Raw genomic sequence first — 19,803 nt, 5'->3', positions numbered from 1 at the left:
CCCATGCCGCCCCTGAGCCCCATGCCGCCTCTGAGCCCCCTGCCGCCTCTGTTCGAGACCGTGCTCATCGCCAACCGCGGTGAGATCGCGGTGCGCATCATCCGCACCCTCCGGCGCCTCGGCATCCGCTCGGTCGCCGTCTACAGCGACGCGGATGCCGGCGCGCTCCATGTGCGCCTCGCCGACGCCGCGGTGCGGCTGGGACCCTCTCCCGCCGCGCAGAGCTACCTCGGCATCGACCGCGTGATCGACGCCGCCCGGCGCACCGGCGCGCAGGCGATCCACCCCGGGTTCGGGTTCCTCGCCGAGAACGCCGACTTCGCCCGGGCGTGCGCCGCAGCCGGGATCGTATTCATCGGACCGAGCCCCGAGGCCATCGCGGTGATGGGCGACAAGATCTCCGCCAAGCAGACGGTCGAGGCCCGGGGCGTGCCGACCGTGCCCGGCCTCGCCCGCCCCGGTCTCTCCGACGACGAGCTCGCCGCGGCGGCGCCCGGTATCGGGTTCCCGGTGCTGATCAAGCCGTCGGCAGGCGGCGGCGGCAAGGGCATGCACGTGGTGACGGATGCGGCGGACCTCCGCCCCGCCCTCGCGGCGGCGCGCCGGGAGGCGGCGGCGAGCTTCGGCGACGACAGCCTCTTCCTCGAGCGCTACGTCGCCTCCCCGCGCCACATCGAGGTGCAGGTCGTCGCCGACGCCGAGGGACGCGTGATCCACCTCGGCGAGCGCGAGTGCTCGCTGCAGCGGCGGCACCAGAAGGTGATCGAGGAGGCGCCCTCCCCGCTGCTGGAAGGTCTTCCCGACGGCGCCGAGATCCGCCGGCGACTGGGCGAGGCGGCGTGCGAGACCGCCCGCAGCGTCGGCTACGCGGGCGCCGGCACCGTCGAGTTCATCGTGTCGGCCGATGCCTCGGGCGAGTTCTTCTTCATGGAGATGAACACGCGCCTGCAGGTGGAGCATCCCGTCACCGAGCAGATCACCGGGATCGACCTCGTCGAGCTGCAGCTGCGGATCGCCGCGGGGATGCCGCTGCCGCTCGCTCAGGACGACGTCGTCCTGTCCGGGCACAGCATCGAGGCCCGGGTCTACGCCGAGGACCCGCGCGCCGGCTTCCTTCCTACTGGCGGCCGCGTCGACCGGGTCGTGCACCCCGGGGGAGAGGGCGGGGGCATCCGCGTCGACACCGCACTGGAGGACGGCCTCGACGTCGCGATCGACTACGACCCGATGCTCGCGAAGATCATCGCGTGGGCGCCCGATCGCGATGCCGCCCGCCGCCGCCTCGTGCGCGCCCTCGCGGACACCGCCGTGCTCGGGTTCGAGACGAACCTCGAGTTCCTGCGTCTGCTGCTCGAGCATCCCGACGTCGTCTCGGGCGATCTCGACACCGGCCTCATCGCCCGCGTCTTCGACGCCCTGCCCTTCGCCGACGCCGACGCCCGCGTCTTCGCCGAGGCGGCGCTCATCCGCGATGCCCGCCGGACGCCGTCCCCCGGCGGGCATCCCTGGGTCCGCGGCGACGGCTGGCGACTGGGCGACGCCCCCGGCGTCCCGCGCGCGGCACCGCGCCGCTACGACCTCGTCGCGGGGGCGGCGACCGCCGCCGTGCGGATCTGGGGCACCCCGGAGGCCGCTCTCGTGAAGGTCGACGGCGGGGCGACCCAGACGGCATCCGCCGTCCTCCACGGCGACGCCGCGACCATCGTGCTCGACGACGCCGGACGCACCGTCCTCGCCCGGGGCGATGCGCTCAGCGCCGACGGGGCGACGTTCCGGGTGACCGAGCGGCGCGCCGAGCGGGCGGATCGCGATGCCGCGAGCGCGTCGCCGCAGCTGGTGTCGCCCATGCCCGGCACCGTCGTCGTGGTCACGGCGGCGGACGGCGCGCACGTCGAGCCCGGCGACCCGGTCGTCGTCGTCGAGGCGATGAAGATGGAGCACGTGCTGCGCGCCGGGGTCGCCGGTACGGTACGGATACGGGTGGCCGTCGGAGACCAGGTCTCCCGCGGCGGGGTCGTCGCGACGGTCGATCCCGACGGCGGCGACACCGAGGACGGCGACGCCCAGACGCAGGGCCGACAGGAGGACCGATGAGCGACGACCGCCGCATCACGCAGCGCGGCCTCTACTTCGACGAGCTGGAGGAGGGCGTCGTGTACGCCCACAGTCCCGGCCGGACCGTCACCGAGGCCGACAACGTGCTGTTCTCGACCCTCACGATGAACCCGCAGGCGCTCCACCTCGACCAGGCATGGGCGGAGGGCACGGAGTTCGGCGAGCGGCTCGTCAACAGCATGTTCACGCTGTCGACCCTCGTGGGACTGTCGGTGGCCCAGCTGACCCAGGGCACGATCGTCGCCAACCTCGGCTTCACCGACGTCCGGTTCCCCGCCCCCGTGCGCGTGGGCGACACCCTGTACGCCGAGACGCGCGTGGTCGGCAAGCGCCTCTCGCGGTCGCGGCCCGAGCAGGGCGTCGTCGACTTCGCCCACACGGCCCGCAACCAGCACGGCGAGGTGGTCGCCGAGGCCACCCGCACGACCCTGATGCGGCTGTCGCCCGGCGCGGCGGTGCCGCCGGCCGCAGGTTCGTAACTCCGGACACGCGTCGGGCCGCCGGTCATGCGGGGCCGGATCGGCGCGGCCGACGCACCGCGGGGCTCCGGATTTCCGGAGTTGTGCGCAGCGAGGTGGGCGCACCTCGCCCGGGAGGCGGGCGCTCAGCCGAGCAGCGCGCGCTCGGCCATGCCGGCGAGGATCGCCGCGGCGTCGGCACCCGACGCGGCGGCGCTGTGGGGCGTGGAGTTGAGGATGCCGAAGGCTCCGAGCAGGCGGGTCTCCCGCTCCGCCGCCGTCAGATCCGGCCGTGCGGCGGCGAGCACCGCATCCCACTCCGACACGTAGGTGCGCTGCAGCGTGCGCACCCGGCGGCCGACGTCGGCGGGAAGCCCGGCGAGTTCCCGGTCCTGGATGCGGATCACGTCGGGAGCGGCCACCGCGAAGCCGACGTGGAAGGCGACGAGCTCGCGCAGCACCTCCGCCGGGTCGGACGCCGCGCCGGTTCCGAGGATGCGGCGTCCTCCGGCGAGCAGTCGCTCACTGGCATCCACCAGCAGTTCGGCGAGGATCGCGTCCTTGCTGGCGAAGTGCTTGTAGAGCGCCGGGCCCGACATCCCGACCGCTTCGCCGAGCTCGGCCGTGGTGACGGCGGCGAAGCCGCGCTGGGCGAAGAGGGCGGCGGCCCGCTCCAGCAGCAGGGCGCGGCGGTTCGCCTTCTGGGTCTCGCGCCACGTCGCCGTCACGCGCCCATCGTAGCGTTCGGTGAACGCTCATTCACCGGATTCCGCGTCGGGGCACCTGTCAAGGCCCCTGACCGGCACGTCGCACGGGCGTAGCGTCGCGATCATGGCACACGAGACACCGTCCGACGACGCATCCACCGAGCAGCAGGCCCCGGTCGGGGGCGACGAGACCACCGAGGACGAACTCCAGGCCGACAACGCCGTGGAGGCCGACACCCTGAAGACCCTCGACCCCGACGACGCCCCGGCCTGACCCTCCGCCGAGCCGACACGATCCGCGCGAACCGACATCATCCGCACCGCGCGGACCGTGTCGGCTCGGCGGAATCTTGTCGGCTCGGCGAAGGAGAAGGGCAAAAGGAGGGGAGAGGGACCCGGCGGGGTCACGCCTCGCGCGTGATGGTCACCTTCACGTGCAGATCGCTCTTGAAGGGGCCCGCGTACACGCCGCGCAGCGGCGGGACGTCGTTGTAGTCCCGCCCGCGCCCGACGAGCACGTGGCGGTCGCCGATCTCGACGCCGTTGGTGGGATCGAATCCCTGCCAGTCGCCGGCGAACCACTCCACCCAGGCGTGCGACTCGCCCGACACGGGCACGCCGATCTCGGGGTTCGCCTGCGGGTGCAGGTAGCCGGAGACGTAGCGTGCCGGGATGCCGACGTGACGGAGTGCACCGAGGGTGATGTGCGTGATGTCCTGGCAGACGCCCTTGCGCTCCACCCACGCATCGGCCGCGGTCGAGTGGACGCCGGTGATGCCGTGCATGTACTCGACGGCGTCGCCGATGGCGCGCGCGATCGCCAGGGCGGCGTCGGCGGGCCGGTCGTGCTGGTCGGCGATCGAGCGGGCGATGCCGGCGACCTCGGGGTGCGGCGCCGTGCGCGAGGTCTGGCCGAGCATCTCGACCGTCGCGATCTGACGCTCGGCCTCCTGGGCCAGCTGCGCCCAGTCCATCCCGCTCGGCTCGAAGGGCCGCGGGCGCACCTCGACCAGCGAGCGCGCCGTGATGTTGAGCGCCGAGTGCGCGGCGAGCACGTCGAACGCGGCGACCCGCGTGCCGAAGTAGTCGACGTACTGGTTGACGCTCGTCGACGGCTCGATGTCGAGCTGCGAGCTCAGCACGAACTGGCTGTCGGTCGAGCTCGGCAGCATGCGCGCCTCGTTGTACGACGCCCCGACCTCGCCCTGGTAGGTGAAGCCGGTGGCGTGCTCGATCCGCAGCCGGCGCGGCCCCTGCACGGACTCGGGTCCCAGGCGGAAGGTCATGAGGTCTCTCCGATCCAGCTCGGCTCGGCGTGCGTCGGGAAGAAGCGCCCACGGATGGCCTCCGAGGCCTCCCGCGTGACCTTCTGCACCTGCTCCATGTGGGCGGGAAGCTCGTCCAGGACCTCTCCGATCGGCCGGTACTCCAGGTCGTTGCGGATGCGTCCGAGGGCTCGCAGGACCGTGTTGGAGTGACCGACGCGGTCGGCGACCGGGTCGATCGCCCGCATGCAGTCCTCGGCGCGCTGGATGGAGTGGATGATCGAGCGCGGGAACAGCCGGTCCAGCAGCAGGAACTCGGCCGCGTTGCGCGCGCTCGGCATGCCGCGGTAGGTGCGCAGGTACGCCTCGTACGCGCCGCAGGAGCGGAGGATCGTCGTCCACGACGGCCCCGACGCCTCGGTGAGGGAGCGGGTGGCCAGCAGGCGCGCCGTCATGTCGGTGCGCTCGATCGAGCGGCCGAGGGTGAAGAACTGCCAGGCCTCGTCGCGGCTCGTCGACGAGTCCGAGATGCCCACGGCGAGCGCCGCGCGCTCGCGCACCCACTGGAAGAACTCGTGCACCTTCTCGTCGTTGAGCCGCCGCGGCATCCGCGAGTACGTGGTGTTGAGCGTCTCCCACAGCTCGGTGGAGACGATCTCCCGCGCGCGGCGCGCATTCTCGCGCGCCGACTGGAGCGCGTAGGCGATGCTCGACGGGTTCTGCCGGTCGACGGCGAGCCGGGTGAGCACGTCGCCGCGCGTCACGCGCTCCACGTCGTCGGGCGTGGGCGATCCCATCACGCCCATGAGCGAACGGCACGCGGTGTCCTCGTCGATCCACGGGTCCTCCAGCAGCAGCTGCAGGTGGACGTCGAGAATGCGGGCGGTGCCGTCGGAGCGCTCGATGTAGCGCCCGATCCAGAACAGGCTCTCGGCGATGCGGCTCAGCATGGCGTCACCCCCGTTGCGTCTCGCTGCGCTCGCTCGACGACCGGGAGGTCCGCGCCCCCGGTCTGCTGCTGCTGTTGCTGCTGCTCCTGCTGCTCGCCGGTGGTCGCCGGGCGGTCCTGCGGGGAGTGGTCCGGCTCGTGCTGCGGGTCGTAGACGATCGAGATCGCCTCGGTGATCGAGGCCTGCTCGGCCACGAGGCCGGCGAGGTTCTGCCGCTGCCCGTACTCCGTCGTGCGGGGCGCGTCGCCGCCGACGATCCACGTGTCCTTCGACCCGCCGCCCTGGCTGGAGTTGACGACCAGCTGGCCCTCCGGGAGCGCCACGCGGGTGAGGCCGCCCGGGAGCACCCACACCTCGTCGCCGTTGTTCACCGCGAACGGACGCAGGTCCGCGTGGCGGGGGCGCATGCCGTCCTCGACGAGCGTCGGGATCGTGGAGAGCATGACCACCGGCTGGGCGATCCACCCGCGCGGATCCTTCTGGAGCTTCTTGCGGAGCTTGTCGAGCTCGGCGGGGCTCGCGTCGGGGCCGACGACCAGTCCCTTGCCGCCGGACCCGTCGACCGGCTTGACGACCAGCTCGTCGAGCCTGTCGAGCACCTCCTCGAGGGCGCCGGGATCCTCCAGGCGCCAGGTGTCGACGTTCTTGAGGATGGGCTCCTCGGCCAGGTAGTAGCGGATGAGATCGGGCACGTACGTGTAGAGGAGCTTGTCGTCGGCGACGCCGTTGCCGACCGCGTTGGCGATCGTGACGTTGCCGAGCCGGGCGGCGAGCATGAGACCCGGCGCCCCGAGCATGGAGTCGGCGCGGAACTGCAGCGGGTCGAGAAAGTCGTCGTCGACCCGCCGGTAGATGACGTCGACGCGCTTGGGGCCTCGCGTGGTGCGCATGAAGACCTTGCCGCCCATGCACTGCAGGTCGCGTCCCTCGACGAGCTCCACGCCCATGAGGCGCGCGAGCAGCGTGTGCTCGAAGTAGGCCGAGTTGTACACGCCGGGGGTGAGGACGACGACGTTCGGATCCTCGATCCCGGGAGGCGCGGCGGCCTGCAGCGCCTGCAGGAGCTTGTTCGGGTAGTCGCCCACGGGGCGCACCCGCATCGAGACGAACAGCTCCGGGAGGGTCTGGGCCATCACCCGGCGGTTGGAGATGACGTAGCTGACGCCCGAGGGCACGCGCACGTTGTCCTCGAGCACGCGCATCTCGCCGTTCTCGTCGCGGATCAGGTCGATCCCCGAGACCTGGATGCGCACGCCGTTGGCCGAGCGGATGCCCGCCGCCTGACGGTAGTAGTACTGCGACGACGCGATCAGCGCCGCGGGGAGCACGCCGTCGCGGACGCAGTGCTGGTGGCCGTAGGCGTCGTCGAGGAAGGCCTCGAGCGCGCGGACCCGCTGCTGCACGCCCTTCTCGATGCGCGACCACTCGTCGAACGCGATGATCCGCGGCACGGCATCGAGCGGGAACGGACGCTCCTCGCCCGCGAAGTCGAAGGTGACCCCCTGGGCGAGATAGGAGCTGGCCAGCGAGTCGGTGCGTCCGCGCAGCTCCTCCTGCGTCATCTGCGCGAGGGCCTGGTACAGCTCGCGGTAGGCCGTGCGCGACTCCGCCGTCTCGCCCGGATGCCGGGGCTGCCCGAACATCTCGTCGAAGGCGGGCACGCCCGACGCGGTCTTGCGCGGCGCCAGCGTGGAGCCGTATCCGTCGAACAGGTCACCCATGTCACGAGCCTAGTCCGGGGCGTGTTTCATGAGTGTGTCGGCCCGGCCCGGCGCCGCATGTCCCACTTTCGGTCGTTCCGAAGCGCCCCCATCAACCGAATGTGGGACATGCGTCACGGAAAGTGGGACACACCCCGGTGGCGTCAGCCGGCGAGGACCACCCTCAGCTGCTCGACGGCCCAGTCGAGCTCGGTCGCGCGGACCACGAGCGGCGGCGCGATGCGGATCGTGTGCCCGTGGGTGTCCTTGACGAGCACGCCGCGGGCGATCAGCCGCTCCGCGACCTCGCGGCCCGTGCCCACGGCGGGGTCGATGTCGATGCCCGCCCACAGGCCCGCGACGCGGACGGCCGTGACGCCGTGCCCGACCAGGCCGGCGAGCTTCTCCTCCAGGTGGGCGCCCAGCGCGACGGCCCGCGACTGGAACTCGCCGGACGCGAGCATGTCCACGACCTGGCGGCCCACGGCGCACGCCAGCGGGTTGCCGCCGAAGGTCGACCCGTGCTCCCCCGGACGGATGACGCCCAGCACGTCGCGATCGGCGACGACCGCCGACAGGGGCACGATGCCGCCACCGAGCGCCTTGCCGAGGAGATAGATGTCGGGGACGACGTCCTCGCGGTCGCACGCGAACGTGGTCCCGACGCGGGCGAGTCCGGACTGGATCTCGTCGGCGATGAACAGCACGCGGTGCCGGTCGCAGATCTCGCGGACGGCGCGCAGGTAGCCCTCCGGCGGGATGATGACACCGCCCTCGCCCTGGATGGGCTCGATGAGCACCGCGGCCGTGTCGGCGGTGATCGCCGCCTCGATCGCGGCGGCGTCGCCGTACGGCACCGAGACGAAGCCGGGGGTGAAGGGCCCGAAGTCGTCCCGGGCCTGCGGGTCGTCGCTGAAGCTCACGATCGTCGTCGTGCGGCCGTGGAAGTTGCCGTCCGCGACGATGACCGTCGCGGCGTCCTCCGTCACGCCCTTGACGCGATAGGCCCACGCGCGCGCGACCTTGATGCCCGTCTCGACGGCCTCGGCCCCGGTGTTCATCGGGAGCACGAGGTCCTTGCCGCACAGGTCGGCCAGCGCCGCCGCGAAGCCGCCGAGCTGGTCGTTGTGGAACGCGCGGCTGGTGAGCGTCACCCGTCCGAGCTGCTCGGTCGCCGCGGCGACGAGGGCGGGATGCCGGTGGCCGAAGTTCAGCGCCGAGTAGGCCGACAGCAGGTCGAGATACCGCTTGCCCTCGACGTCGGTCACCCAGGCGCCCTCGCCGCGGGAGACGACCACCGGGAGCGGGTGGTAGTTGTGGGCGACGTGCGCGTCCTCGGACTCGATGAGGTGGGCGGTGGTCGCATCGACGGTGGGCGTGGTCATCGGGATCCTCGCAGTTCGAGCGTGCAGCACTTGATGCCGCCGCCGCCGAGCAGGAGCTCGGACAGGTCGACGGGGACGGGTCGGTATCCGCGCTCGCGCAGCTGCTCGGCGAACCCGGTGGCGCGCGGGGAGATGAAGACGTTGAGGCCGTCGGAGGCGGCGTTGAGGCCGAACACGGCGCCGTCGGCGTCGGAGACCCGGATGGCGTCCGGGTAGCGCTCCTCGAGGATCGCCCGCGAGGCGTCGTCGAACGCCGACGGCAGATAGGCGATGTTGGCGCGCTCGACTCCCCCGGGGCCCTCGACCGGATCGAGGACGGCGATGGCGGTGTCGAGGTGGTAGAAGCGCGGATCGGTGAGGCGCAGCGAGACCACCTCGCGCCCGAAGACCTCGCCGAGCTCGCGGTGGCTGTCGCCGACGGAGCGGAAGCCGGTGCCCGCGAGGATCGTGTCGCCGACGAGCAGGAAGTCGCCTTCGCCCTCCTGCACCTCCACCGGCTCGACCACCTCGAACCCGTGCGCGGCGAACCAGTCCATGAACGGGCGCTCCTCGCCGCGGCGCTCCTCGACGCGGAAGCGCACGCCGAGCGCCCTGCCGTCGATGACGAAGCCGCCGTTGGCGGTGTAGACCATGTCGGGGAGGCCCGGGACCGGGTCGATGAGCTCGACCTCGTGGCCGAGCTCGACGTAGGTGTCGTGCAGCACCTGCCACTGGGCGAGGGCCTTCGCGGTGTCGGTCGGGTTCGCCGGCTCCATCCACGGGTTGATGCGGTAGCTCACCGTGAAGTGCTCGGGCCGGCACATGAGGTACCGCCGGTGCTGGGCGACGCGACCGGACCCGGACGGGTCTGCTGCCGGCGCGGCCGCGACGGGCGCCTGATCCTGGGACAGGGGGGACATTTCGCTCCTCGGGACGAAGGGCGGCGGACGCTGTCCTGAGGCCCGGCGGCCCTTCGACCCGCGCTCACGCGGAGGGCGGGGAAAGGTCGTGGCGGGCACGCCGAGGCCCATTCTGCCAGACGGCCCTCGGCGACGCCGGTGCGCGCCGCCGCGGCGTTCAGCGAACGACGACCACTTTGCCGACGGTGTGCCCGGCGTCGACGTGGGCCATCGCCGCGCGGGCCTCGGACAGGCTCCAGGTGCGCTCCACCGGCGGCACGAGCTCGCCCGACGCGGCGAGCGCGAGCAGGCGCGCAGTGATCTCGGGACGCGCGACCGCCGCGAGCGGACGCAGCGCGCGCCGGGCTCCGATCGACAGGACCGCGGCGCGGAGGATGCGGCCCAGCGGGCCGGTCACGCGGTTCGAGCCGCCGGACACGAGCGCCACGGCGCCGCCGGCCCGGACGAGGCGCCGCAGGGTGCGCAGCGGCGTGGATCCGGCGATGTCGATCACGGCGTCGTACGCATCGGCCTCCCACGCGGCGAGGTCGGCGCCGCGGTAGTCCTCGGCGCGCCGCGCCCCGAGTCCGGCGATCACCGGCACCGCCCGCGCACCGCACAGCGCGTCGACCTCGGCGCCGCGCAGCACGGCCAGTCGCACCGCGAAGGTGCCGACCCCGCCCCCGGCGCCGACGACCAGCACACGCGAGCCCTCGCCGACGCGGGCGAGGTCGAGCGCCTGCCAGCCCGTCCCGCCGGCCAGCGGGAGGGTGGCGGCGACGGCGAGGTCGAGGTCGTCGGGCACCGCGACGAGCCTGTCCGCGGGAGCGGCGACCGCGTCGCCGAGGCCGCCGCCGCTGAGCTCGCCGGCCACGCGGTCGCCCACCCTCCAGGCGGTCACTCCCGCGCCGACGGCCGAGACGACGCCGGCGACGTCGCGACCGGGCACGGCGGTCCGCGGGCGCCGCAGGCCGAAGGCGAGGCGCACCAGGAGGGGATCGCCCCGCATGATCCGCACGTCGGCGGAGTTCAGCGCAGCGGCGGCGACGTCGACGACGACCTCGCCGTCGCCGGCGACGGGGCGCGCGACCGTCGCGGCGGTCAGGACCTCGGGACCGCCGTAGCGCGACTGGCTCCAGACGGTCATCGTGGTGGCGGGGGCGTGGGCGGTCATGATTCCTCCGTGGAGTCCGGGTATTGGAAGACGTCGTCGAGGCGCACCCCGAGGACGCGGGCGATCTGGAAGGCGAGCTCGAGCGTCGGCGAGTAGCGGCCCTGCTCGAGGGCGATGAGTGTCTGGCGGGTGACCCCGATGCGGGAGGCGAGCTCCGCCTGGGTCAGGGCGGCCGCCTCGCGGAGGGGGCGGATGACGTTGGTGACGCGCGTGGGCCGGACCATCAGGCGAGCCCTCGGCGGTAGGCGACCAGGCGGGCCACGCTGCCGATGGTCGCGGTCAGGAAGAAGCCCGCGAAGATCGCGTTGCCGATCCAGAACGCCTCGCCGCCGACCATGGCCAGCGCGAGCGCGACGAGCCCGCCGATCACCGAGAACGCCTGGCCGACGCGATCGCCCATGCGTTCGATGTCGCGGTCGCGCACGTCGGCGCGGTGCTCCGTCTCGGGATCACGCATCCCCGCCGCGATGCCCCAGACGATGCTGGCCACGATGGCAGCGACCAGCGCGCCCGCCACGCAGAAGATCATCGGCCACTGCCAGTCGATCTCGGCGACCGGCCGGTCGCCCAGCTGCGGCAGCACGATCGCCGCGTACACCGCCACGCCGGCGACGCTGGCGACCAGGCCCGTCCAGACGTTCCGCTCCGCATATCCCATGACGTATCCCATGACATCCTCCGACGTGTGTGTCAAAGATTCTTTACACGGAGTGTAGGAGCGGCGAGGACGCGATGTCAAGAATTCTTTACTTCCTCCGGATCCACCCCTTCACACGCGTCGGGCGCGACATCTGCGATGCTGTCCCCATGGTCCGTCGAACGGGGGAGGAGACCCGGGCACTCCTGCTGCGGGTCGGCATGCAGATGCTGATGGAGCGCGGCGTGACCGCCGGCGTCCAGCACATCCGGATCCAGGACGTCCTGCGAAGAGCGGGCCTCACCACCGGGGCGGCCTACCGCCTGTGGGTGGACCAGACCGACTATCAGCGCGACCTGGCCGTCGCCATGGTGCGCCTGCGCCTGAGCGGGCCGGCGGACCACGCGCGTGCCGCGGTCGAGGATCTCATCGCCGCCGGCGCCAGCGGCGACGACATCATCCGCGCCGCCTCCGCCGCCCACCTGCGCAGCGCATCCGCCGACACCGACGACCCGGCCGACGCGATGGATGCGCAGTCCTTCCTCATCGCCCTCGCCCTGCGCACGACCGCGCAGACCTGGCCCGAGCTGACCGAGGCCAGCCGCGAGCGCCACCGCGAATCGATCGCGGCGTTCGCGGAGTTCTATGCGCACGTCATGGCGGCCTACGGGCTGCGGATGAAGGAGCCGCTCACCATCGAGGACTTCACCGAGGCGATGGCCGCCCTCGGCGAGGGCTTCGCGGTGCGTGCGCTCGAAGGGATCGATCACCCCACCTACGTCGCCGGCCCGGAGGCGGAGATCCCCGAGGGCCCGTGGACCCTCTTCGCCCTCGGCGTGCGAGCGCTCGTGAACGAGTTCACCGTGCCGGTCGAAGGCGGCGAACGCCCTCCCGCGGACCGCGCGCCGTGAGAGCTCTGGGGTCGAAGACATCGACCCCAGAGCGACACTCCCCCCGTGTGTCACGTCGGCCATCGGCTCCGCCGAGCTGGAACTGGCCTCCGCTGCGCGCTCCCCAGCAGCGCCCTTTCATGGTCACCCGTGGCCTGCTCCCCGGGCTAGAAAGATAAGTTGTTTCTCGTGACGGCGGCGGTCGTCACACGCCCAGCCGCGCGGTCCAGGCGTTCGCGAATCGCCGGTGGGGATCGCGCCGTGCGCGGAGGGCGACGACGTCGTCCCAGCGCGGGTAGCGCGCGGCGACCGCGTCGCCGGCCAGCGCGAACAGCTTGCCCCAGTGCGGACGCGCCGACGGAGGCAGGGCCGCTTCGATCTCGGGGAGGAGCGCCATCACGGCGGACTGATCGCGGACCCAGGTGAAGTGGATGCCGACGACGTCGGTCCCGAAGGCGGGGCTCAGCCACAGATCGTCGGCCGCGACCGTGCGCACCTCGCAGACGAGCACGAGCGGTGCGATCCGCGACGAGAGCCCTCGCACGGCCTCGATCGCGGCGCGCGCGTCGTGGCGCGGCACCAGGTACTCGCTCTGCAGCTCCTCCCCCGCCGATGGGGTGAACGCCAGGCGGAAGTGCGGGAGGCGGTCGAACCACGGTCCGCGCACGCCGAGCTGCGGCGTGCACGGCTCCGCGTCGATGCCGGGAAGAGGGTGGCGGGGACCATCCGCCAGCCGCGCTCCCAGTGTCGAGAGGTCGGGCGCGGCCCCGCGGGTCTTCATCCAGATCTGGTCGACGGCGTCGGCGTCCCGCCACGTCGTGAACAGGCTCACGCTGTCGCCGCTGCGCTGCACGTCGTCGAAGCGGGCCAGCACGTCGTCCCACCGCGCCCCCTCGAAGACGGTCTGCGCCATCTCGAACGCCGGCTCCGTGTCGAGCTCGAGCGCGGTCACCACGCCGAGCGAGCCGAGCGACACCACCGATCCGTCGAAGTCCGGATCGCCGCGCTCGACGCGGACGAGCTCCCCCTCCCCGTCGATGAGCTCCATCGCCGACACCTGGGTGGCGAGCGAGCCGATCCGCTCCCCCGACCCGTGAGTGCCCGTGGCCACCGCTCCGGCGATCGAGATGTGCGGCAGTGAGGCGAGGTTCGCCAGGGCGCGGCCGCGGTCGTGCAGCCAGGGCGCGAGGTCGCCGTAGCGGAGCCCGCCGGGCACCCGCACGACGCCGCGCGCGCTGTCGAGCTCCGGCCCGCCCTCGAGCGCGGCGAGCGACAGCAGCGTGCCGTCGGTGTCGGCGATGTCGCTGAACGAGTGGCGACTGCCGACCACCCGCACCCGCTCCGCCGAGGCGACAAGGCTCGCGACCTCGTCGACGGTCGTCGGCGCAGCCACCGCCGCGGCCGAGAAGGCCACATTGCCCGCCCAGTTGGTGCCTGCCTGGCTCACGTCGGCTCCTTCGCATCCCGCCGGCCCGCCGGCGCTCGCTCCGGGGATCAGCCCAGGGCGAGTGCCGTCCACGATACGGGAGGAAGCGTGACGGTCAGCGTGGCCTGCACGACTCCCCCGAACCCGGCAGCCGCCGTGCACCGGCCCCGCGATCCAGGGCCGAGCCGGCCCACGAGCATGGCGGCCCTCAGATCACAGCCTCGCTCCACCGGTCCGGATTGCCGAAGCGGTGCGCGGTGATCGTCACGGACTGCTCGTGCAGGAACGGCAGCAGCTCGAGGCGACCCGCGGTGGTCACCTCGTTGTCGTAGACCGCGATGTCCGGGTCGCCCCCGGTCGCCTCGGCCAGCGCGGTGTGCGCCGCCGCCACCGCCTCGGCCGATCCGACCAGCCGCACCCGATGCGCGTCGCCCGCGCCGAGACGGGCGATCCACTCGGCGTCCGTCTCGACGAACACGGGGACGTCGACGCCGGCGAGGGCGTGGCGGACGGCGGCGGGGATGCCGACGGGTGCGCTCAGGGTGAAGGTCGCGCCGGCGCGCACCCCGGCCACGACGACCCGCAGCACGGCCTGCCACGACGCGTCCGACGTCGCGCGGATCGACACCGGCACCGGCCGGTAGCGGAACAGGTTGCGCTCGACGCCGAGCGCCGAGACGTCCCGCACCCGCCCGAACTCGCGGTCCCACGCGACCGCGTCCGACAGCGCGCCCCGGCGCAGCCACTCGAAGGAGTCGTAGTCGAGGGTCGGCTGGGCGGCCTCGATGACCGCGGTGATGCGGCTGTCGAGTCCGCGCAGGTGCAGCGTCGACGACTGCGCGGCGCCGGCGGTGGCGCGCCAGGAGCCCAGCCCGATGAGGTAGTTCGGACCACCGGCCTTGGCGCCTGCCCCGACCGAGGAGCGCTTCCAGCCGCCGAACGGCTGACGCTGCACGATGGCGCCGGTGATGCCGCGGTTGACGTAGAGGTTGCCGGCTTCGACGCGGTCCAGCCAGAGGGCCAGATCGTAGGGGTCCTGGGTGTACAGGCCCGCCGTCAGCCCGTAGGCGACCGCGTTCTGCAGCTCGATCGCCTCGGTCAGCGATCGGGCGTGCATGACGCCGAGCATCGGACCGAAGAACTCCTCGAGGTGCGTACGCGAGCCCGGTCGCACGCCCACGCGGATCCCCGGCGTCCAGAGCCTGCCCTCGGCCCCGGGCGCGTCGACCTCCGACGGCTCGACGAGCCAGCGCTCCCCCTCCTCGAGAGAGTTCCCCGCTGTTCCCAGAGCCCAGGCGAGCTTGCCCTGCGGCGGCTCGATCACCGGCCCGACCTCGCTCAGCGGATCGGACGGCATCCCCACGCGCAGCGAGCGCGTGGCGTCGACGAGCTGCCGCGCGAAGCGCTGGGAGCGGCCGACCGAGCCCACGAGGATCGCGAGCGACGCGGCGGAGCACTTCTGTCCGGCGTGCCCGAAAGCGCTCTTCACGAGGTCGGCCGCCGCGAGGTCGAGATCGGCGGAGGGCATCACGATCATCGCGTTCTTGCCGCTGGTCTCGGCCAGCAGCGGCAGATCGGGGCGCCACGAGCGGAAGAGGGCGGCCGTGTCCCACGACCCGGTCAGGATCACGCGGTCGACGTCCGGGTGCGAGATGAGCCGCTGTCCGAGAGCGCCCTCGTCCACGTCGACGAGCGTGACGAGCTCCCGCGGGAGGCCGGCCTCGTCGAGCGCGTCCCAGATCGCCTCGGCGACCACCGCCGCGCACCGCCGCGCCTGCGGAGCGGGTTTGAACACGACCCCCGACCCGGCGGCGAGCGCGGCCAGCACGCCGCCCGCCGGGATCGCGACCGGGAAGTTCCAGGGCGGGGTGACGAGCGTCAGCCGCGCGGGCACGAACACCGCACCGCTCACCCGGTCGAGTTCACGGGCGGTCGCCGCGTAGTAGTTCGCGAAGTCGACCGCTTCGCTCACCTCGACGTCGGCCTCCGCGAACACCTTTCCGGTCTCGGACGCCGCCACTTCGATGAGCGCCCCGCGCCGCTTCTCGAGGGCGCGCGCGGCGGACTGGAGCACGGTGCTGCGCTCGACGGCCGGCGTCGCCCCCCACGCCGCGGCGACCTCGCGCACGCGCGCGACGGCGGCCTCCAGCGTCTCGGCGTCGTCGATGCGCGCCGCGGCGATGGTCTGGTCGCCCTGCGTGGAGGTCGTGACGCGTCCGAGGATCTCCCGCGCCCACTCCCGGTTGCCGGGCAGGGCGGGATCGGTGTCGGGCGCGTTGCGGAAGCCCGGCGCACCGCCGCGTCGCAGCGGCGACCGTGACGCGGCCGACTCGTGCGAGGCGAACACCGCCGTCTCGACGAAGGCATCGTCCTCGTCGGCGCCGATCGTCAGCACGGCCTGGGTCAGCGCCGACTCCGCCGCGGGTCGCGGGAGGGGGACCGTGGCGGCATCCACCCCGGCGTCCGGATCCGACGCCGTCTCGGCGGGACCGGCGTCGTCCACCCAGGAGCCGCGACGATCCTGCTGCCGGTTCGGCGTGTCGGGGAGCATCCGGTCGCCCGCGCGCTCCACCGACTGCACGAACCGGTCCCGCTCGCGGGCGAACATCTCGGGGTCGTCGGCGAGATCGAAGGCGGCCGAGAGGAAGTTCTCGCTCGATGCGTTCTCCTCCAGCCGTCGCACGAGGTAGCTGATGGCGACGTCGAACTCGTCGGGGCGGACGACGGGCACGTAGAGCAGCACGTGGCCGACCTCGCGCGACACCGCCTGCACCTGGCCCTGGGCCATCCCGAGGAGCATCTCGAACTCGACCGCGTCGCGGACGCCGCGCTCACCGGCCAGGAGCCACGCATAGGCGATGTCGAACAGATTGTGCCCGGCCACGCCGATGCGGACGGCCGCCGTGTTCTCGGGGCGCAGCGCCTCGTCGAGGCACCGGAGGTAGCCGGCGTCGGAGTCCAGCTTCGATGCGTGCGTCGCGAGGGCCCAGCCGTGCATGACGGCGTCCACGCGCTCCATCGCCAGGTTCGCCCCCTTCACCAGGCGCACCTTGATGCGTCCGCCGCGCGCGGCGACGCGCTCCCGCGCCCACGCGGTGAGCCGCCGCAGGGCCGGGAGCGCGTCGGGCAGGTAGGCCTGGAGCACGATGCCCGCTTCGAGGCCCGCCAGCCGCGGGTCCTCGAGGATGCGCGTGAACACCGCGATCGTCAGGTCGAGGTCGCGGTACTCCTCCATGTCGAGGTTGATGAACGTGGGCGCCGCGCCGTCGCCCCCTGCCGCCGTGAGGTACAGCGGCAGCAGGCGCTCCACGACCGCGTCGACGACCTCGTCGAAGGCCCACATGGAGATGTGGCTCGCGATCGCGGACACCTTGACCGACACATAGTCGACATCGTCACGGCGGATGAGGTCGTGGATGCCGTCGAGGCGCCGCAGCGCCTCGGACTCGCCGAGCACGGCCTCGCCGAGGAGGTTGAGGTTGAGGCGCGCGCCCGTCTCGCGCAGCCGTGCGATCGCGGGCCCGAGCTTCTCGGGACGCGCGTCGACGACGAGGTGACCGACCATCTCGCGCAGCGCCCGGCGGGCGATCGGCACGGTGGGCGCGGGCAGCACGGGCGCGACGGCACCGCCGGTGCGCACCGCCCCGCGCAGGTACCAGGGCAGGAAGTCCGGCACGAGGGGAGCCACGCGGCTGAGGTTGGCCGCGGCGGCCGTCAGGCTCTCGGGGCGCATCACGCCGTCGACGAAGCCGATGGTGAAAGGCAGCCCGTTCGGGTCTTTCAGCACACCGGCCAGCCGCTCGGCCGCGGGGTCCACGTCGGCCTCCGCCGACTCCGCCACCCAACGCTGCGCCAACGCGATCGACTGCTCGACCAGTTCGGTGATCGCCTCCCCTGCCATGTCCGCCCCTTCCGCCACGACTCCAGCCTGCCCCGAGTTCATCCCTTCAGGGTGAGGCACCACCACGCTTCGAGAAAAGCGACCATCTACGATGTTTATCGTTCGTTCCTATCGATCGTTTGAAAGGCACACGTGTTCGAGCTGCGACGGCTGCGTCTTCTCCACGAGCTCGCCCTGCGCGGGACGCTGTCCGCCGTCGCCGAGGCGCTCGCCTACAGCCCGTCGACGGTGTCGCAGCAGCTCGCCCAGCTGGAGCGGGAAGCGGGCGTCCCCCTCCTGGAGCCCGACGGGCGACGCGTCCGCCTCACCGAGCACGGCGCCGCCCTCGCCGCCCACGCCGCCCGTGCCCTCGCGCTCGACGAGCGCATTCGCGCCGAGCTCGAGACGCTGCGGCCGGGCGTCGCCCCCGTCCGCATCGCCGTCTTCCAGACCGCCGCCCGCGCCCTCGTGCCGGCGGCGCTGACCCTCCTCGCCGAGCGCGCGCCGCAGCTGCGCGTCGAGGTCGCCGAGACCCCGCCCGAAGAGGGCCTGTTCGAGCTGTCCGCCCGTGGCTTCGACCTCGTGATCGCGGAGCAGTACCCGGGTCACACCCGCGAGCACCGCTCCGGCCTCGAGCGCCACCTGCTCGGCACCGACCCGGTGAGGGTCGCCTCCGCCGACGGCGCCCGCGATCTGGCGTCCCTCCGCTCCCGCCCGTGGGTGCTCGAGCCGCGCGGCACCGCCGCCCGCGACTGGGCCGTGCAGCAGTGCCGGGCCGCGGGGTTCGAGCCCGATGTGCGCTTCGAGCTCGCCGATCTCACCGCGCACGTGCCGCTCATCGCCGCCGGTCACGCGGTCGGGCTCCTTCCCGACCTGCTGTGGGCCGGCGAGCGCCCGCCGCTGCGGCTGACCGACCTCCCCGGCGCGCCCGTCCGCGAGGTCTTCACGGCCGTCCGCCGCTCCGACGTGGAGCGCTCGGGCATCCGGATCGTGCGCGAAGCCCTCGCCGATGCCTTCGCCGCCCGCGCCCGCGCCTAGCCCCGCCCGCCCCGGCTGGCTCCCCCGCCCGCGCCCTCCCCTAGGCTGTCGGCGTGACCGAACCCGTGCAGGCCCCGCGCCCCAACCGGTTCGCGCGGCTGCGTGCCGCCACCGACCGCGTGCCGACGAAGTGGTTCGCCACGATCGGGACGGTCCTGTTCCTCGCGGCCACAGCGGCGTTCGGCGGCCTGAACGACGTCCCCGCCGAGGCCAAGGTCCTGGACGAGCTGACGGTCGGCGAGACGCACACGAGTCCACAGCTGGCCATCACCGTGGAGCGCGGCGTGCTCATCGACTCGCTGAGCGGCACCGGCGCGTTCCCCGACGAGGAGAAGGGTGAGCGCCTGCTCGTACTGCTCGTCGAGGTCGAGAATCGCTGGGACCGCCCGCTCGCCACGTTCGGCAGCGAGGGGGTGCAGCGCGCCGTGCTCTTGGAGGGGGATGCCCGCGCCGCGGACGGGATCGTGCGCGAGGACGATCAGACCGTGACGCCGTGGCTCCAGCCGGGCGTCCCGGCCCTCCTCGCGTTCAGCTGGGTCGTCCCGGGGGACGCCTACGCCGACGGCGATGCTCTGAAGATCGTCCTCGGCGACGCCACGCTCTACCAGGCGCAGCTGCTCTCGTCCGGGGAGAGCTGGGTGGATCGGGCGCCGGCCGCCGTCGTCACGATCCCGCTCGAAGACGTCGGAGCGGGAGCGGAATCATGAGAGGGTTCCGCGGCTGGCTCGTCGGCATCCTGCTGCTGGTCGCCGCGTGGTTCGTCGCCGCCGCGACGCCCGACGGCGAGGCGCGGATGACCGACCCGTTCCGCGTCACGGCCTCGCTCGGGACACCGGCCGTCGGCGACAACCTCGCCGTGACCGTCCGCGATGTCGTGGTGTCCGACGGGGTGACGGCGAGCGGCGGCTGGCAGGCCAGCGGAACGTGGGTCGTGGTCGACCTCGACGCCTGGACCGTTCGCACCGAGAGCCCTGGCGCGATCGGCGTCGCCTACCTCGTGCTCCCCGACCGCACGATCGCGGCGAGCGAGCGCCCCCTCACCCTCGACCGCACGGCGACCCTCCTCGATTCCCGCCTCCACGTGGACATCCCGCAGGCGGGCTCGCTCGCCTTCGAGGTGCCGGCGGATGCCATCACGGGCGCCGCCGTCCTGCAGATCGCCCAGGACAACGGCGCGGGGCCGGGCGATCCGGCGCTGAGCCTCGAGGGCGACTCCGTCATCGAGCTCCCCCTGTCGCTCTCGGACCTGCCCCGGGTGTCCGATCGCGCGCTCATCCGCACCGGATGGGTCAGCCCATGA

The 19,803-nt window shown here is 73.0% G+C and carries 18 protein-coding genes; 7 read left to right on the top strand and 11 right to left on the bottom strand.

The features are described 5' to 3' along the window. The first annotated feature begins 3 nt into the window (after positions 1-3). Together QQZ13_RS10860 and QQZ13_RS10855 are read left to right on the top strand one after the other, a co-directional pair. Entirely contained in the window at positions 4-2,094 is a 2,091-nt protein-coding gene (locus QQZ13_RS10860) for a biotin carboxylase N-terminal domain-containing protein (RefSeq protein WP_284529110.1), read from the top strand. Further along, positions 2,091-2,594 (top strand): MaoC family dehydratase, encoded by a 504-nt coding sequence (locus QQZ13_RS10855; protein ID WP_284529109.1) that lies wholly within the window; start codon positions 2,091-2,093, stop codon positions 2,592-2,594. The genes QQZ13_RS10860 and QQZ13_RS10855 overlap by 4 nt, the downstream gene beginning before the upstream one ends. 125 nt (positions 2,595-2,719) lie before the next feature. Here QQZ13_RS10855 and QQZ13_RS10850 read toward each other — a convergent pair whose 3' ends face one another. Then, positions 2,720-3,301 (bottom strand): TetR/AcrR family transcriptional regulator, encoded by a 582-nt coding sequence (locus QQZ13_RS10850; RefSeq protein ID WP_284529106.1) that lies wholly within the window; start codon positions 3,299-3,301, stop codon positions 2,720-2,722. Positions 3,302-3,404: 103 nt separating this feature from the next. On the opposite strand from QQZ13_RS10850, the gene QQZ13_RS10845 reads away from it, so the two are divergent. Continuing rightward, on the top strand, positions 3,405-3,554 hold the full coding sequence (locus QQZ13_RS10845; protein ID WP_284529101.1) for a hypothetical protein: 150 nt from the start codon (positions 3,405-3,407) through the stop codon (positions 3,552-3,554). Between the two features lie 130 nt (positions 3,555-3,684). On the opposite strand, the gene QQZ13_RS10840 is transcribed toward QQZ13_RS10845, so the two are convergent. The 8 genes from QQZ13_RS10840 to QQZ13_RS10805 form a co-directional block, all read right to left on the bottom strand. Beyond that, positions 3,685-4,566: a transglutaminase family protein gene (locus tag QQZ13_RS10840; RefSeq protein WP_284529097.1), complete on the bottom strand. Its 882-nt coding sequence runs from the start codon at positions 4,564-4,566 to the stop codon at positions 3,685-3,687. Then, positions 4,563-5,495, bottom strand: a complete 933-nt coding sequence (locus QQZ13_RS10835) for an alpha-E domain-containing protein (protein WP_284529096.1) — start codon at positions 5,493-5,495, stop codon at positions 4,563-4,565. The genes QQZ13_RS10840 and QQZ13_RS10835 overlap by 4 nt, the downstream gene beginning before the upstream one ends. Continuing rightward, entirely contained in the window at positions 5,489-7,216 is a 1,728-nt protein-coding gene (locus QQZ13_RS10830) for a circularly permuted type 2 ATP-grasp protein (protein ID WP_284529095.1), read from the bottom strand. Before QQZ13_RS10830 ends, QQZ13_RS10835 begins: the two co-directional genes overlap by 7 nt. A gap of 143 nt (positions 7,217-7,359) precedes the next feature. Next, entirely contained in the window at positions 7,360-8,580 is a 1,221-nt protein-coding gene (gene rocD / locus QQZ13_RS10825; RefSeq protein ID WP_284529094.1) for an ornithine--oxo-acid transaminase, read from the bottom strand. After that, positions 8,577-9,479, bottom strand: a complete 903-nt coding sequence (ddaH, locus tag QQZ13_RS10820; protein ID WP_342395266.1) for a dimethylargininase — start codon at positions 9,477-9,479, stop codon at positions 8,577-8,579. The genes rocD and ddaH overlap by 4 nt, the downstream gene beginning before the upstream one ends. A gap of 157 nt (positions 9,480-9,636) precedes the next feature. After that, positions 9,637-10,632: an NAD(P)-dependent alcohol dehydrogenase gene (locus tag QQZ13_RS10815; RefSeq protein ID WP_284529093.1), complete on the bottom strand. Its 996-nt coding sequence runs from the start codon at positions 10,630-10,632 to the stop codon at positions 9,637-9,639. After that, on the bottom strand, positions 10,629-10,856 hold the full coding sequence (locus QQZ13_RS10810) for a helix-turn-helix transcriptional regulator (protein WP_284529092.1): 228 nt from the start codon (positions 10,854-10,856) through the stop codon (positions 10,629-10,631). Before QQZ13_RS10810 ends, QQZ13_RS10815 begins: the two co-directional genes overlap by 4 nt. Continuing rightward, positions 10,856-11,302 carry a hypothetical protein gene (locus QQZ13_RS10805; protein ID WP_284529090.1) on the bottom strand — a complete coding sequence of 149 codons (447 nt, stop codon included), beginning with the start codon at positions 11,300-11,302 and terminating at the stop codon, positions 10,856-10,858. The genes QQZ13_RS10810 and QQZ13_RS10805 overlap by 1 nt, the downstream gene beginning before the upstream one ends. Before the next feature lie 137 nt (positions 11,303-11,439). On the opposite strand from QQZ13_RS10805, the gene QQZ13_RS10800 reads away from it, so the two are divergent. Further along, complete coding sequence (locus tag QQZ13_RS10800; RefSeq protein WP_284529088.1) at positions 11,440-12,180, top strand: hypothetical protein; 741 nt, start codon at positions 11,440-11,442, stop codon at positions 12,178-12,180. Positions 12,181-12,364: 184 nt separating this feature from the next. Here QQZ13_RS10800 and QQZ13_RS10795 read toward each other — a convergent pair whose 3' ends face one another. Both QQZ13_RS10795 and QQZ13_RS10790 read right to left on the bottom strand, forming a co-directional pair. Beyond that, positions 12,365-13,606: an FAD-binding protein gene (locus QQZ13_RS10795; protein WP_284529087.1), complete on the bottom strand. Its 1,242-nt coding sequence runs from the start codon at positions 13,604-13,606 to the stop codon at positions 12,365-12,367. Positions 13,607-13,793: 187 nt separating this feature from the next. Then, positions 13,794-17,486: a bifunctional proline dehydrogenase/L-glutamate gamma-semialdehyde dehydrogenase gene (locus QQZ13_RS10790; RefSeq protein WP_284529086.1), complete on the bottom strand. Its 3,693-nt coding sequence runs from the start codon at positions 17,484-17,486 to the stop codon at positions 13,794-13,796. A gap of 132 nt (positions 17,487-17,618) precedes the next feature. Here QQZ13_RS10790 and QQZ13_RS10785 point away from each other — a divergent pair, with 132 nt between their 5' ends. From QQZ13_RS10785 to QQZ13_RS10775, 3 genes are read left to right on the top strand one after another with little or no spacing between them, the layout of a single operon-like run. Further along, on the top strand, positions 17,619-18,503 hold the full coding sequence (locus tag QQZ13_RS10785) for a LysR family transcriptional regulator (protein ID WP_284529085.1): 885 nt from the start codon (positions 17,619-17,621) through the stop codon (positions 18,501-18,503). Positions 18,504-18,556: 53 nt separating this feature from the next. Next, complete coding sequence (locus QQZ13_RS10780) at positions 18,557-19,210, top strand: hypothetical protein (RefSeq protein WP_284529084.1); 654 nt, start codon at positions 18,557-18,559, stop codon at positions 19,208-19,210. Continuing rightward, positions 19,207-19,803, top strand: coding sequence for a hypothetical protein (locus QQZ13_RS10775; RefSeq protein WP_284529083.1), 597 nt, complete (start codon positions 19,207-19,209; stop codon positions 19,801-19,803). The genes QQZ13_RS10780 and QQZ13_RS10775 overlap by 4 nt, the downstream gene beginning before the upstream one ends.

The sequence above is a fragment of the Microbacterium sp. T2.11-28 genome, from assembly GCF_950097975.1.
In the GTDB taxonomy this organism is placed as follows: domain Bacteria; phylum Actinomycetota; class Actinomycetes; order Actinomycetales; family Microbacteriaceae; genus Microbacterium.
This window is presented reverse-complemented; position numbering and strand designations above follow the sequence as displayed.